Source organism: Actinomadura spongiicola (assembly GCF_003432485.1).
In the GTDB taxonomy this organism is placed as follows: domain Bacteria; phylum Actinomycetota; class Actinomycetes; order Streptosporangiales; family Streptosporangiaceae; genus Spirillospora; species Spirillospora spongiicola.
In genome coordinates, this window is the sequence record NZ_QVNQ01000007.1 from 431,390 (window position 1) to 444,976 (window position 13,587).

At 69.6% G+C, this 13,587-nt stretch carries 11 protein-coding genes and 2 tRNA genes; 6 read left to right on the plus strand and 7 right to left on the minus strand.

What is annotated here, in order from left to right; all coding sequences use genetic code 11:
* Positions 1–444 precede the first annotated feature (444 nt).
* Positions 445–515, minus strand: a tRNA-Gly gene (locus D0T12_RS23960).
* 137 nt (positions 516–652) lie between these two features.
* On the opposite strand from D0T12_RS23960, the gene D0T12_RS23965 reads away from it, so the two are divergent.
* Positions 653–726: transfer RNA gene (locus D0T12_RS23965), tRNA-Pro, on the plus strand.
* 33 nt (positions 727–759) lie between these two features.
* Here D0T12_RS23965 and alaS read toward each other — a convergent pair.
* Positions 760–3,354 (minus strand): alanine--tRNA ligase, encoded by a 2,595-nt coding sequence (gene alaS / locus D0T12_RS23970; RefSeq protein ID WP_117401910.1) that lies wholly within the window; start codon positions 3,352–3,354, stop codon positions 760–762.
* Positions 3,355–3,548: 194 nt separating this feature from the next.
* Here alaS and D0T12_RS23975 point away from each other — a divergent pair, with 194 nt between their 5' ends.
* Positions 3,549–4,007 carry a hypothetical protein gene (locus D0T12_RS23975; protein ID WP_233526255.1) on the plus strand — a complete coding sequence of 153 codons (459 nt, stop codon included), beginning with the start codon at positions 3,549–3,551 and terminating at the stop codon, positions 4,005–4,007.
* Positions 4,008–4,029: 22 nt separating this feature from the next.
* Here D0T12_RS23975 and D0T12_RS23980 read toward each other — a convergent pair whose 3' ends face one another.
* A complete protein-coding gene (locus D0T12_RS23980) occupies positions 4,030–4,416 on the minus strand; it encodes a winged helix-turn-helix transcriptional regulator (protein WP_117401912.1) in 387 nt (128 codons plus the stop codon).
* Between the two features lie 132 nt (positions 4,417–4,548).
* On the opposite strand from D0T12_RS23980, the gene D0T12_RS23985 reads away from it, so the two are divergent.
* A complete protein-coding gene (locus D0T12_RS23985; protein WP_117401913.1) occupies positions 4,549–5,127 on the plus strand; it encodes a YceI family protein in 579 nt (192 codons plus the stop codon).
* Positions 5,128–5,233: 106 nt separating this feature from the next.
* Here D0T12_RS23985 and D0T12_RS37195 read toward each other — a convergent pair whose 3' ends face one another.
* Together D0T12_RS37195 and D0T12_RS23995 are read right to left on the minus strand one after the other, a co-directional pair.
* The gene (locus D0T12_RS37195; RefSeq protein WP_117401914.1) at positions 5,234–7,060 is read right to left on the minus strand and encodes a glycosyl hydrolase family 18 protein; all 1,827 of its coding nucleotides are present in this window, start codon (positions 7,058–7,060) and stop codon (positions 5,234–5,236) included.
* A gap of 194 nt (positions 7,061–7,254) precedes the next feature.
* Positions 7,255–7,734 carry a MarR family winged helix-turn-helix transcriptional regulator gene (locus tag D0T12_RS23995; protein ID WP_117401915.1) on the minus strand — a complete coding sequence of 160 codons (480 nt, stop codon included), beginning with the start codon at positions 7,732–7,734 and terminating at the stop codon, positions 7,255–7,257.
* A gap of 61 nt (positions 7,735–7,795) precedes the next feature.
* Here D0T12_RS23995 and D0T12_RS24000 point away from each other — a divergent pair, with 61 nt between their 5' ends.
* A complete protein-coding gene (locus tag D0T12_RS24000) occupies positions 7,796–8,215 on the plus strand; it encodes a cupin domain-containing protein (RefSeq protein WP_117401916.1) in 420 nt (139 codons plus the stop codon).
* Between the two features lie 138 nt (positions 8,216–8,353).
* On the opposite strand, the gene D0T12_RS24005 is transcribed toward D0T12_RS24000, so the two are convergent.
* Together D0T12_RS24005 and D0T12_RS24010 are read right to left on the minus strand one after the other, a co-directional pair.
* Positions 8,354–8,998, minus strand: a complete 645-nt coding sequence (locus tag D0T12_RS24005) for a response regulator (RefSeq protein WP_117401917.1) — start codon at positions 8,996–8,998, stop codon at positions 8,354–8,356.
* Positions 8,950–10,260, minus strand: a complete 1,311-nt coding sequence (locus D0T12_RS24010) for a sensor histidine kinase (protein ID WP_117401996.1) — start codon at positions 10,258–10,260, stop codon at positions 8,950–8,952. The genes D0T12_RS24005 and D0T12_RS24010 overlap by 49 nt, the downstream gene beginning before the upstream one ends.
* Before the next feature lie 165 nt (positions 10,261–10,425).
* On the opposite strand from D0T12_RS24010, the gene D0T12_RS24015 reads away from it, so the two are divergent.
* On the plus strand, positions 10,426–10,746 hold the full coding sequence (locus tag D0T12_RS24015; protein ID WP_117401918.1) for a DUF6210 family protein: 321 nt from the start codon (positions 10,426–10,428) through the stop codon (positions 10,744–10,746).
* A gap of 25 nt (positions 10,747–10,771) precedes the next feature.
* Positions 10,772–13,273, plus strand: a complete 2,502-nt coding sequence (locus tag D0T12_RS24020) for a Tex family protein (RefSeq protein ID WP_117401919.1) — start codon at positions 10,772–10,774, stop codon at positions 13,271–13,273.
* The last annotated feature ends 314 nt before the right edge of the window (positions 13,274–13,587 follow it).

Consider the following 13,587-nt stretch of genomic DNA (forward strand, 5'->3'; position numbering starts at 1 on the left):
GCATTTCCAGCTCAGCTTGCAACGTCCCTGGACTGGCGGAGTCTGATTACCAGCTCAAAGACGTTTGGGCGGCGGCGCGACCCCGTGGCGGCCGGTGGGGACGGGGCCGGCGGACGTGGCGCGATGCGCGGCCCGGCGCGGGGCCGCGCCAGCGGCCCAGCGCCGCCGCCCCTTGACCGGTGCCAGTCTCGAAGAGTTGATGACGAGGATGGGGCACGCCTCGACGCGGGCGGCGCTGATCTATCAGCACGCAAGCCAGGATCGAGACAGGGTGATCGCGGCGGCCCTCGGTGAGGCATTCAAGGTGGCTTGGGCCGGTGACAAGAGTGACAAGGGCACGCTGAAACGATCGGGCACGCAACGGGCACGGAAGCGTTAACGATCTTGAGGAAAAGCAAGGCCCAGGTGGAGAAACATGCTCTCTGCCTGGGCCTTTGCGGTGGGAGCGGGCGACGGGAATCGAACCCGCGTAGCCAGTTTGGAAGACTGGGGCTCTACCATTGAGCTACGCCCGCGAGCGGATGGAGGGCCCGGCCCTCGATCGCCATCCCGTAGCGTACAGGGTTTTTGGGGGTGGACGTGTCGGTGGGGCGACACGCGCGAGGCTGATCGGGACTAGACTGCTCGGGTCATCGTGTTCGGCGGTGACGTACGGGCTGTAGCGCAGTTTGGTAGCGCACTGGCTTTGGGTGCCAGGGGTCGTGGGTTCAAATCCCGCCAGCCCGACCGGAGGCCGTTCCCGGCCGGGCCGCTCGGCGGTCAGGGTGAGGGCGCCAGGAGGGCGCGGGCCGCTGTTGCGGCGGTGATGATCGCTTTCGGCAGGTTCTCGGGGGCGCGGCCGCCCGCGTTCGCGATGGGGCCCTTGCCGCCCGCGCCGCCGCCGACCTCGCGTGCGGCGGTGGTGAGGAGGTCGCGGGCCTGGACGTGCGGGCCCCCGGCGGCGACCAGGGCCGCCTTCCCGTCGGATTCCGTGCCGAGGATGACGATGCCGTCCGGGCCGCGGTGGGTGAGGATCGTGGTCGCGATCGTGCGGAGGTCGGCGGCGGTCATGTGAGGGACGGTGTCCGCCACGAGCCACCCGCCGGGTACCTGTTCGGCGCGGGATGCGAGGCGGGTCGCGTGGGCGTCCAGTTGGGTTCGGCGCAGGGTCTCCAGGTGTCGTTGGGTTTCCGCGAGTGTTTCCAGGCGTTGCCGTAGGCGATGCGGGGCCTCGTCGGGGGAGACGTGGAGGAGGGCCGCCAGCTCGGTGAGGAGGTCGCGCTGGTGGTCGTAGTGGCGGAGGGCGTCGGCGCCCGTGAGGGCTTCGATGCGGCGCAGGCCCGTGCCGATCGACGACTCGCTGACGATGTGGACGGGGCCCGCCTGGGTGCCGTGGCCTACGTGGGTGCCGCCGCACAGTTCGCGGGACGCGTCGCCGATGTCCACGACGCGGACGGTGTCGCCGTACTTCTCGCCGAACAGGGTGAGTGCGCCTGCCTCTTCTGCTTCGGTGCGGGTCGCTTCCCAGACGCGGACGTCGGGGTCGTCGAGGAGGTAGTCGTTGACCAGGGTCTGGACGACGGCGGTGTCGACGGGGGAGAAGTGCGCGAAGTCGAAGCGGAGGCGGCCCGGTTCGACGCGTGAGCCGCGTTGGGTCGCGTGGTCGCCGAGGAGTCGGCGCAGCATCGCGTGGAGGACGTGGGTGGCGCTGTGCGAGCGGGCGGTCGCCGCGCGGCGGTCGGCGTCCACGATCGCCTCCCCGTCGCCGGTGCGGGCCTCGCCGTCCAGGACGCGGGCGGTGTGGACGTGCAGGCCGTCGAGGCCGAGGCGGGTGTCGAGGACCTGGAGTGTCGCGTCGGACGTGCGGAGCGTGCCGGTGTCGCCGACCTGGCCGCCCGACTCGGCGTAGAACGGGGTGCGGGACAGGATCACCTCGACCTCGGTGCCCTCGCCAGCGGTCGGAATGGGGCCGTCGGGGCCGAGCAGCGTGAGGATGGTCGTTTCGGTGGTTGTCGTGGAGTAGCCGACGAAGTCGGTGGGGCCGTGTTCGGCGGTGATACGGCGGTAGGTGTCCTGGCGTGCGATTTCGTTGTTCTTGTGGCCTCGGCTCGTGTGTCGCGCCTGGAGGCGTTGCTTTTCGAGGAGTTCCGCGAATTCGTTCTCGTCGACCGTTAGGCCTGCTGAACGTGCGGCGTCGATGGTCAGGTCGATGGGGAATCCATAGGTGTCGTGCAGGACGAAGGCGGTCTGGGCGGGAAGGTTTGTGGTTGCTTTTTTGATGGCGGATTCGAGGAGTTGGGAACCCTGGCGTAGCGTTCGCTCGAAGCCTTCCTCTTCGGCTGTGACGACCTGGCGGATCAGGTCGGCATGGTGGCTCAGCTCGGGCCAGGCCGTGCCCTGGTTCTTGATGACGGTCGAGGTCAGGGGCGTCAGGACGAGGTCGTCCATGCCGAGTTTGCGTGCGTGGCGGATGGCGCGGCGCATCAGGCGGCGCAGCACGTAGCCTCTGCCGTCGCGGGAAGGTAGGACGCCGTCGGCGATGAGGAACGCGATGGATCGGGCGTGTTCTGTGACGATGCGGGTGGACGTGTCGTCGCGGCCCGCCATTTCGCGGACGAGTCGGAACGTGGGCGCCAGGAGGTCGGTCTCGCATTCGGTGTCGACGTCCTGGAGGATCGCCGCGAGGCGCCCCAGGCCCAGGCCCGTGTCGATGTTCCGTGCGGGCAGTTCACCAAGGATGGGATATCCGTCTTTTCCTGGGCCCTCTCCCCGGAGGTTCTGCATGAAAACGAGATTCCACAGTTCCTGGTAGCGTTCGCCGTCGACGGCGGGCCCGCCTTCGCGTCCGAAGGACGGCCCTCGGTCGTAGTGAATCTCGGACGACGGTCCGCATGGACCGGGAACTCCCATCGACCAGTAGTTGTCCGCCATGCCGAGACGCTGGATCCGTTCCGAGGGCACACCGAGGCGTTTCCAGAGTTGCACGGACTCGTCGTCGTCCAGGTACACGGTGACCCACAGGCGTCCTGGGTCGAGGTTGTAGTGGCGGGTGAGAAGCTCCCACGCCCAGGAGATCGCCTCGGCCTTGAAGTAGTCGCCGAAGGAGAAGTTGCCGAGCATTTCGAAGAACGTGGAGTGGCGCGTGGTGCGGCCCACGTTCTCGATGTCGGACGTCCGCGCGCACTTCTGTACGGATACCGCGCGTGAGTGGTCGGGCTTCGTCTCGCCGAGGAAGTAGGGCTTGAACTGGTTCATGCCCGCGTTCGTCAGCAGCAGCGTGGGATCGGACGGAATGAGCGGGCTGGACGGCACGACCCGATGGTCGCGTTGTTGAAAGAAGTCCAGAAACGTCGAACGAATGTCAGTCGAACGCATGGAACGGCCTCACGAGGTCGATGGGATGACGGCGCACACCGCCGAGCCGGGCCGGGCACGACTGCTCGTTCCCCAGCTCGGCGCGGCTAGCTCGCCGTCCCACCTCGTGAAGGTCCATCACCGCCAAGCTACCGCGCGGGGCAGCGGATGGCACATGGAATTCCTGTCGCGCTCGGGCGGGTCAGGTGCCTAGGGTGAGCCGCGTGTACGCCTATCTGGGCCCTGCGGAACTGCTTGACCAGGTGCGTCCCGGGGTGGAGGGAGAACCCGTCACATCGGCGGCGGACGTCGAACGGCTCTGTCGGGACGAGCCGTTCACCTATGTCGTGGCGCTCGACGGCACGCTCCGGATCGCCCCGCGCCGCAGCGAGCACGTCGCGTGCGCCGGTGGGCGGAGCGTCCTGGCCGCCGGGGAGATCACCTTTCACGGCACGGCCGTCACGGAGGTCAGCAACCAGTCGACCGGCTACTGCCCCGGCGAGGAATCCTGGCCCGCGGTCGCGGACGCGATCGACCGCGCGGGGCTGGAAAGACCCGACGGCTTCACCCACACCTTCGTTTTCCGACATTGCTCCGGGTGCGGAGAACTCAACGTCGTGAAGGACGACTACCACGTCTGCGTCTTCTGCGAAAAAGATCTCGACCCCGTGTGAGCCTGAGACCTTCTCAGAAGGATCAGGAGGTCTTTTTCAGAGCCTCCAGTTCGGCGGCACGGGAGTCGTACTCGGCGCGGGCCGCGTCGATCGCGTCGATATGGGACTCGGCCCATGCGACAAAGGTGTTGGCCGCCTCCATGAGCGTCGCGCCCATCGGGGTGAGTGAGTATTCGACGCGGGGCGGCATCACCGGGTAGACGGTGCGGGTGACGATTCCGTCGCGTTCCAGTCCGCGCAGCGTGACGGTGAGCATGCGCTGGCTGATCCCGTCGATGTCACGCTTGAGCTCGGTGAATCTCCTGGTGCGCTCACCCAGCATCGCGATCACCATCAACGACCATTTGTCGCCGACCCGGTCGAGGATCTCGCGGGCCCGGCAACTCGCCGAGTGTGGGTGCAGTCCCATGGTTCTCTCCAGGTGACCAGGGCAGAAAAAAGTGCCTTCTTGTGCCGACTTCGAGGGTGTCCGCACCATGGAGACGGTTCCGATCAGGAACCGCCTTACCGTTCGTAACCCTTCACCGCCCTAGGAGACACGATGACGACCGAGCTTGTCGAGATCCCCGGTTACGTCGCGGGCACCTGGACGATCGACCCCGTCCACTCCGGTGTCGGCTTCACGATCAGGCATCTCATGGTCAGCAAGGTGCGCGGCCGCTTCGGGACTTTCGAGGGGACCGTCGTGACCGGCGCCGATCCGCTGGAGTCGTCGGTGACCGCGTCCATCGACCTGGCCTCGATCGACACCGGCAACGCCCAGCGCGACGAGCACGTCAGGGCCGCGGACTTCCTCGACGTCGCCGAGTACCCCACCATGACGTACCGCTCCACCGGCGTGCGCCGTGACGGCGACGGCCACATCTTGGACGGCGAGTTGACGTTGCGCGGGACGACCAGGCAGGTCCCGTTGAAGCTGGAGGTCGAGGGGTTCGGCCCCGACCCGTTCCGGCAGGACGACCCGTTCAAGGGCGCTCGCGCCGGGTTCACCGCCACCGGCGAGATCAACCGGCTGGACTTCGGGATCGGAGACCGCGCCACCGTCCCGGGCGGCGCGCTGGGCCTGGGGGAGAAGGTCGAGATCGTCCTGGAGATCCAGGCCGTGCTGCGCACCGACTGATCGTCCGTGAGCGCGAAGGGGAGGGCCCCTGACCGGCGTCCGGTTGGTCAGGGGCCCGATGTCTCGGCTGTCTGAAGGGGCTGGGAGGGTCCCCTCTGCGAACAGCTCAGCCGAGACCGTTCTTGATGGCGGAGATGAGCTCACCGTTGGCGGTGTCGCCGCTGAGCTCCCAGAAGAAGGAGCCGCCGAGACCCTCGGAGGCCGCCCACTTCATCTTTCCGCCGATGGTGGACGGTGTGTCGTAGCTCCACCACTGGTTTCCGCAGTGCGCGTAGGCCGTACCGGCGACGGTGCCGTTCGAGGGGCACCTGCCCTTGAGGTCCTTGTAGTCCTCGATGCCCTGCTCGTACTTGCCGGGCGCGGGGCCGGTGGCGGTGCCGCCGGGCTCCTTCTGCGTGACGCCCGTCCAGCCGCGGCCGTAGAAGCCGAGACCCATCACCAGCTTGTTGCCGGGGATGCCGAGGCCCTTCAGCTTGGCGATGGTGTCCGCCGTGTTGAAGCCCTCGTGCGGGATGCTCGGGTAGGACGTGAGCGGCGAGTGCGGCGCCGTCGGGCCCTTGGCGTCCCAGGCCCCGAAGTAGTCGTACGTCATCGGCAGGTAGTAGTCGACGTACTGCGACGCGCCCTTGTAGTCGGCCTTGTCCATCTTGCCGCCCGCGCTCGCGTCGGCGGTGATCGCCGCCGTCACGAGGTTGTCGGAACCGAACTTGGACCGCAGCGCGGAAAGCAGCTTCGTGAACGCGTCCGGCCCGCTCTCGTCGCAGGTGAGACCGCAGGCGTTCGGGTATTCCCAGTCGATGTCGATGCCGTCGAACACGTCCGCCCAGCGCGAGTCCTCGACCAGCTTGTAGCAGGAGTCGGCGAACGCGGCGGGGTTCTGCGCGGCCTGGCCGAAGCCGCCGGACCAGGTCCAGCCGCCGAACGACCACAGCACCTTCAGACCCGGGTGCTTCTTCTTCAGCTTGCGCAGCTGGTTGAAGTTGCCGCGCAGCGGCTGGTCCCAGGTGTCGGCCACACCGTCGACGCTCTGGTCGGCGCCGTAGGCCTTCTCGTAGTCGGCGTATCCGTCGCCGATGGTGCACCGGCCGCCCTGGACGTTGCCGAACGCGTAGTTGATGTGCGTCAGCTTGTTCGCGGAGCCGCTCGTCTCGATGTTCTTGACGTGGTAGTTCCGCTGGTAGACGCCCCAGTTGACGAAGTAGCCGATGACCTTGTCGCCGGCGCCGCTGCCGTCGCCGTCGGGGGTGGTCACGGAAAGCGTCTGGGAGGCGGGGGAGCTGTTCCCGGCGGCGTCGTGCGCCTTGACCGTGAACGTGTAGGCGGTTTTGGCGGTAAGTCCGGTAATGGTGGTGCTGGTGCCCGTCACGGACGCGGCCTTGGTGGTGCCGCGGTAGACGTCGTAGCCGGTGACGGCGACGTTGTCGGTTGATGCGTTCCAGGCCAGGGAGACGGAGGTGGGAGTCGAGCCGGTGGCGCGCAGGCCGCTGGGAGCGGTGGGAGCTTCGGCGTCGTCGCCTGGGCCGCTGTCGCCATTGCAGGACGCACCGTTGATCTTGCAGCCGGTGAAGAAGCCGGAGCCGGTTCCGTTGAACCCGAAGCTCGTCTTGTTACCGGCGGCCAGGTTGCCGTTCCAGGTCGGGTTGGTGAAGGTGTAGACGTTCCCGGACACGGTCTGGGTGGCGTTCCACACCGAGCTGATCGACGTCCCGGACGGCAGCTCCGCTTCGAGCTTCCACCCGCTCAGGGGTGCGTCCGTGCCGTTGGTGATGGTGCACGTGCCGCCGAAGCCGCTTCCCCAGTCCTGGGTTTTCGTACATTCGGCCGTGATCGTCCCGGCCGACGACGCCGGTGGCGCCGCCAGCAGGGCGGTGGCGGCCGCCAGGGTTGCTGCGCCGGCGAGCGCGATGCCTCGCCGTCCGCCCTGTCGTGACATGATTCTCCGTTCGTTCGGCCCCCGAGCAAACAGGAATCCCCGCTCAATTCTTAGGAAACTTTCCTAAGAATTGGGTGGATCGTAACCGGGTGGAACGATGCCTTCAAGAGCCGGCGAGGGGGTCCGAGCGTACCGGCGCCGGTGGTCTATTCGGCTGCCTGCACACATACGGGACGGCAGGGGCGAAATTTATTTCAGGCCGATCCGAACCATCCCGGAGCGTCGAGCCGCCATGGATCGTCGGGCGTGACCTGCCGGAGGTCGCGCTCCAGGGCTCGGACGCGGTCGGCGCCGAGCCGCCTGACCCAGTCGTCCCGCACCCGCTCGAAGATCCGCGCCGAGCGGGCCAGCGAGTCGACGCCCCGCGCGGTCAGCCGGACGACCTTGCGCCGGGCGTCGGACGGGTCGGCGGCGCGCTCGACGTAACCCGCGCGCTCCAGCGACTCGACCATCTTGCCCGCCGCCTGCTTGGACACGCCGAGCCTGCGGCCGAGTTCGACGGCCGTCGTGCCGTCCGGGCCGATGGCCTGGAACACGAACCCGTGCATCGGACGCAGCTCGGGATGCCCCTGGACGGCGAGCTCGGCGTGCACCTCGTCGACGATCACGCGGAAGGCGAGCAGGAGCCGCAGCGGCAGTTCGAAGCCGGGCGGGTCGCCGGGGTCACTTGACATAAAAGACAACCTCGTTGACTATATGGACAACCGCATTGACCAATCTAGGGGATCGGGGCTCATGACGCTCATCCGCACCACCGAGAACCGCCGTACCGACACGCCCAACGCGACCGTGACCACGTTCGCGACGCCCACCCAGGGCGGCACGACGGGCATCGCCGTCTGGCGTGTCGACATGGCGCCCGGCCGGACCGGCCCGCTGCACGCCTTCGACACCGAACAGGTCTGGACGATCCTGGAGGGCACCGCCACCGTCGACCTGGACGGCCGCGCGCTGGAGGCGGGCCCCGGCGACACCGTCGTCCTGCCGCCCGACGTCCCGCGCCAGATGACCTCGGGAGCGGACGCCGGGTTCACCGCCATCGTCGCCGCCCACGCCGGCTGCCTGGCCTACGACCCGCACGCCCGCGTCGACGACACCAAGTGCGAACACGAACCCCAGGGCGACGCGCGCCTAGTCCCGCCCTGGGCGAGATGACCGCCGGTCCCGTGTGAGCGTGGGCCCGTGTGAGCGTGGGCTCCGTCTGAGCGCCGGCCCTGTGTGAGAGTGGGCCCCGCGTGACCGCCGGGCCGCGTGGTCGGTACCCTGCGCGCCCGGCATCGGGGGTCCGGACGCTCAGGCGCCCAGATAGGCCAGGACCGCCAGGACGCGACGGTTGTCGTCCTCGGACTGCGGCAGCCCGAGCTTGGCGAAGATGCTGTTGGTGTGCTTGCTGATCGCCTTCTCGGTGACGAACAGCTTCCCGGCGATCGCCGCGTTCGTCCGGCCCTCGGCCATCAGCCCGAGCACCTCGCGCTCGCGGGGAGTCAGTTGTTGCAGCGGCTCCTCGCGGGCGTGCCGGGTCAGCAACTGCGCCACCACGTCCGGGTCGAGCGCGGTGCCGCCGTCCGCGACCCGGCGCACCGCCTCGACGAAGACCTTCACGTCCGAGACGCGGTCCTTCAGCAGGTAGCCGATCCCGCCGCTGCTGTCCGAGAGCAGTTCCCGTGCGTAGAGCTGCTCCACATGCTGCGACAGCACCAACACCGGGAGGCCCGGAATCTCCTTCCGGGCCTCCAGCGCCGCCTTCAGGCCCTCGTCGGTGAACGTCGGCGGAAGCCGCACGTCCACCACCGCGACGTCCGGACGGTGCGTGGTGAGCGCCCGCAGCAGGGACGGGCCGTTGTCCACCGCCTCGACGACCTCGAAGCCGAACGCCTCTAGCAGGCGGATCAGCCCGTCTCTGAGGAGGGCGAGATCTTCGGCGATGACAACGCGCACGGCAGCTCCATGGTCACGACGGTCGGCCCGCCGGGCGGGCTCGTCACGGCCATGGTCCCATCGAATGCCGCCAACCTGCGCTCGATCCCCCGCATACCGGACCCGCGGGCGGGGTCGGCGCCGCCCGTCCCGTCGTCTCCGACGATCATAAGCAACCGGTCGTCCGCGTGCTCGATCTGGAGCCAGGCGCGCTGGGAGCCGGAGTGCTTGACGACGTTGGCGAGCATCTCCGCGACCGCGAAGTACGCCGCGGACTCGACCGGCGCGTCGGGACGTCCAGGCAGGTCGATCCGGACGTCGACGGGCAGCGGCAGGCTCAGCGCTAGCGCCCGGACCGCCCCGTCCAGCCCCCGCTCGGCCAGCACCGGCGGATGGATGCCGCGAACCAGGTCCCGCAGCTCCGTGAGCGCGGATCCACTGGCCGCGCGTGCCTCGGCGAGAAGCTGCCGCGCCGTCTCGGGGTCGTCCCGCATCATCTCCTCGGCGAGCCCGATGTTCATGCTCAGCGCGACGAGCCGGGCCTGCGCGCCGTCGTGCAGGTCCCGCTCGATGCGGCGCAGTTCGGCGGCGGACGCGTCCACCGTCTCCGAACGCGTCTCCGCCAGCCGCTGGACGCGCTCGGTCAGCGCCGCCCGAGTCGGCGCCAGCAGCGACTGGCAGAACAGCGCGTGGACCCTCAGCAACACCGGCCCCAGCCGGACCGACACCGCCGTCAACGCGGCCCCGAGGACGATGGTGCCGATGACGCCGAACGCCCCGTACTCGTCCAGCGTCCAGAACGGCCCCCACCCGTAATCGGTGATCTGCGCCAGCCACGGCGCGACGAGCACGCCCTCCAGGCCGTAGATCGTCATCCCGGTCGCCAGGACCCCGAGGACGAGCGCCACCGGCACGTTCAGCAACGTCCACAGCAGGTCACGCCACGACGCCGGGTCGGAGAGCGTCCATCTCAGCCGTCCGAACAACCCGAGTCCGCCCGCGGGCTCCGGCCGGTACGGGACCGGGATCTCCACCCCTGACCACTCGGCCGCCCACGCGCGCTGCAGGTTGGCGACGGTGCGGATCGCCTGGAACATGACGGGGACGAGCACGACCCCGATGCCGAGCGGAATGAACGCGAGCGACAGCACCGCGAGAATGAACAGGGAGAGGTTCCCCACGTACGCCACGACGATCTGGACGATCGCGCGGACGAAAGTGGTGAGAACGCGCCGCCCGTACGCTCCGAGTCGCGGCCCAATGGCCAGTTCGCGGTCGCTCACCTGTTCCTCCACGGCTGCTCTGTCCGGTAGATCCCGACTCCTTCATTGTGGTCGACCCGCGTCCTTCGCACGGTGGTGTTAAACCCCCTCTCACCGGCGCCGGAGGGGGAGTTAGACCTACCCTGCCCTTCGTGCGATTCGTGTTCCTGGGCCCCGGACGGCGGTGTGGAGGGCCACCTCGTTCCCGTCGGCGGCGTCGACCAGGTGAGCGGCCGGGACGGGCGGGCCGAACTCCGTGAGATCTTTGAGAGGGCGATGCGGGGGTCCGGTCGCACGGGCGCCGGGCTCACCGCCGATCTGCTCGACCGCGTCCGGTCGGCGGTCGGCGTGCTCCACTATTGGACGTCCGGCCGGACGCGCGAAGGGACCCCCGACCGCGTCCCGCCGCGCATCGACGAGAGCCGTGTCGACGAGCTGGACGAGGCCTGGATCCCCGTCCGCACCCCGGACGGACCGGGCGTCCTCGTATGGGACAACTCAGACTGAAATCAGACTGGAAGCGAAACGAGCCGTGACAGCGACCACCAGCCAGACGTCCGCAGGCCATGACGGCCCGCCGCCCATCACCCAGCGCATCGCCGAGGAGATCGGCGTCGGCGAGGGGCAGGTGCGGGTGGCGGTGGAACTCCTCGACGGCGGGGCGACCGTCCCGTTCATCGCCCGCTACCGCAAGGAGGCCACCGGAACGCTCGACGACGCGCAGCTGCGCGCGCTGGAGGAACGGCTGCGCTACCTGCGCGAGCTGGACGAGCGTCGCGCCGCGATCCTGGAGTCGGTCGAGTCGCAGGGCAAGCTCACCGACGAGCTCAGGGCGCAGATCATGGCCGCCGAGTCCAAGGCGCGGCTGGAGGACGTCTACCTGCCGTACAAGCCGAAGCGGCGCACCAAGGCGCAGATCGCCCGGGAGGCCGGGCTTGAGCCGCTCGCCGACCTGCTGATCGGCGACCCGTCCCAAGACCCGGGAACCGCCGCCGCCGGCTACGTCGACGCGGACAAGGGCGTCGCCGACGCCGCCGCGGCCCTGGAGGGGGCCCGCGCCATCCTCGTCGAACGTTTCGGTGAGGACGCCGACCTCATCGGCGCGCTGCGCGAACGCATGTGGAACCGGGGCCGGATGGTCTCGCGCGTCCGGGACGGCAAGCAGGAGGCGGGCGCGAAGTTCTCCGACTACTTCGAGTTCGCCGAGCCGTTCGCGAAACTGCCGTCGCACCGCGTCCTCGCGCTGTTCCGCGGCGAGAAGGAGGAGGTCCTCGACCTCGACCTGGTGCCGGAGGACGAGCCCGCCGAGCCGGGCGCGCGCAGCTCCTTCGAGGTGGAGATCGCGAACCGGTTCGGGATCGTCGACCAGGGCCGTCCGGCCGACGGGTGGCTGGCCGACACGGTCCGCTGGGCGTGGCGCACCCGGATCCTCGTGCACCTCGGCATCGACCTGCGCACCCGGCTGCGCCAGGAGGCCGAGGACGAGGCGGTCCGCGTGTTCGCCGCCAACCTGCGCGACCTGCTGCTCGCCGCGCCCGCCGGGGCCCGCGCCACCATGGGCCTGGACCCGGGCCTGCGCACCGGCGTGAAGGTCGCCGTCGTGGACGGCACCGGCAAGGTCGTCGCCACCGACACGATCTACCCCCACGAACCGCGCCGGAAATGGGACGAGTCGATCGAGACCCTGGCGAGGCTCGCCCGCGAGCACAAGGTCGACCTCGTCTCCATCGGCAACGGCACCGCGTCCCGGGAGACCGACAAGCTCGCCGCCGACCTGATCGCCCGGCATCCCGACCTCGGACTCACCAAGATCATGGTGTCGGAGGCGGGCGCGTCGGTGTACTCGGCGTCGGAGTACGCGGGACGCGAGCTGCCCGAGCTGGACGTGTCGCTGCGCGGCGCCGTCTCCATCGCCCGCCGCCTCCAGGACCCGCTCGCCGAACTCGTCAAGATCGACCCGAAGTCGATCGGGGTCGGCCAGTACCAGCACGACGTGTCCGAGGTGAAGCTGTCCCGCTCCCTCGACGCCGTCGTGGAGGACTGCGTGAACGCCGTCGGCGTCGACGTCAACACCGCGTCCGCGCCGCTGCTCACCCGCGTGTCCGGCATCGGTGAGGGGCTCGCCGACAACATCGTCGCCCACCGCGACGCCAATGGCCCGTTCCGCAGCCGCGGCGGGCTCAAGGACGTCCCGCGGCTCGGCCCGAAGGCGTTCGAGCAGTGCGCCGGGTTCCTGCGCATCCCCGGCGGGGACGACCCGCTCGACGCGTCCAGCGTGCACCCGGAGGCGTACCCGGTCGTCCGCCGCATCCTCGACACGGCGGGCGGCGACATCAAGGGCCTCATCGGCAACACCGCCGTGCTGCGCGCCCTGAAGCCCGCCGACTTCGTCGACGGCTCCTTCGGACTGCCGACCGTCACCGACATCCTCGCCGAGCTGGAGAAGCCCGGCCGCGACCCGCGCCCGGCGTTCCGGACCGCGACGTTCAAGGAGGGCGTCGACAAACTCGCCGACCTGCGACCCGGCATGATCCTGGAGGGCGTCGTCACCAATGTCGCCGCGTTCGGCGCGTTCGTGGACGTCGGCGTCCACCAGGACGGGCTCGTCCACATCTCCGCCATGTCCGACAAGTTCGTCGAGGACCCCCGTGACGTGGCCAAGCCCGGCGACATCGTCCGCGTCAAGGTCCTGGACGTGGATCTACAGCGCAAGCGCATCTCGCTGACGCTGCGGCTGGAGGACGAACAGCGCGATAGCGGCGGACGCCAGAAGCGCGGCGACCAGAGCCGGCGCGGCGGCAGAGGCGGCCAGAGCCAGGGACGCGGCCAGAACCAGGGCCGAGGCCAGGGACGCGGCGAGGGCCGCGGCGAGGGACGCGGCCAGGGTCAGGGACGCGGCCAGAACCGCGGCCAGGGCCAGAACCGGGGACAGGGCCGCGGCCAGGGCGGTCAGAGCGGCGGCGCCATGGCCGACGCCCTCCGCCGCGCCGGCCTCGACAAGGGGCTGCCCGGCACGGACCGCAAGAACCGCTGACGATCAGTCGTCGAAGCCGACCCACCGGCCGTCGGCCCCCGTCTCGGTCGGGGGCCGCGGCCGGACCGGGCGGCGCGGCGACGTCCGTCCGGCCGGTGGTCGCCGAGAACCAGGATCAGCAGCGGCACCGCGACCGCAGGAACCGCCACGAGCGCGATCTTCCACACCGGCAGCCCCGCCGGAGTGATCGGCTCGTCCCCACGCAGCGACACGGGCAGCGACACGGTGGGCAGCAGGCTCGACCACTCGCGCGGGGTGAGCCGCTCCCCGAACAGCACCAGCGGGACGATTCCGGCGCGGCCTTGAAGACGGCG

Coding starts and splice junctions, on each gene's coding strand:
- D0T12_RS37195 (WP_117401914.1), bottom strand. CDS start 7,060: ATGTCACGACAGGGCGGACGGCGAGGCATCGCGCTCGCCGGCGCAGCA.
- D0T12_RS23995 (WP_117401915.1), bottom strand. CDS start 7,734: ATGTCAAGTGACCCCGGCGACCCGCCCGGCTTCGAACTGCCGCTGCGG.
- alaS (WP_117401910.1), bottom strand. CDS start 3,354: ATGCGTTCGACTGACATTCGTTCGACGTTTCTGGACTTCTTTCAACAA.
- D0T12_RS23980 (WP_117401912.1), bottom strand. CDS start 4,416: ATGGGACTGCACCCACACTCGGCGAGTTGCCGGGCCCGCGAGATCCTC.
- D0T12_RS23985 (WP_117401913.1), top strand. CDS start 4,549: ATGACGACCGAGCTTGTCGAGATCCCCGGTTACGTCGCGGGCACCTGG.
- D0T12_RS24000 (WP_117401916.1), top strand. CDS start 7,796: ATGACGCTCATCCGCACCACCGAGAACCGCCGTACCGACACGCCCAAC.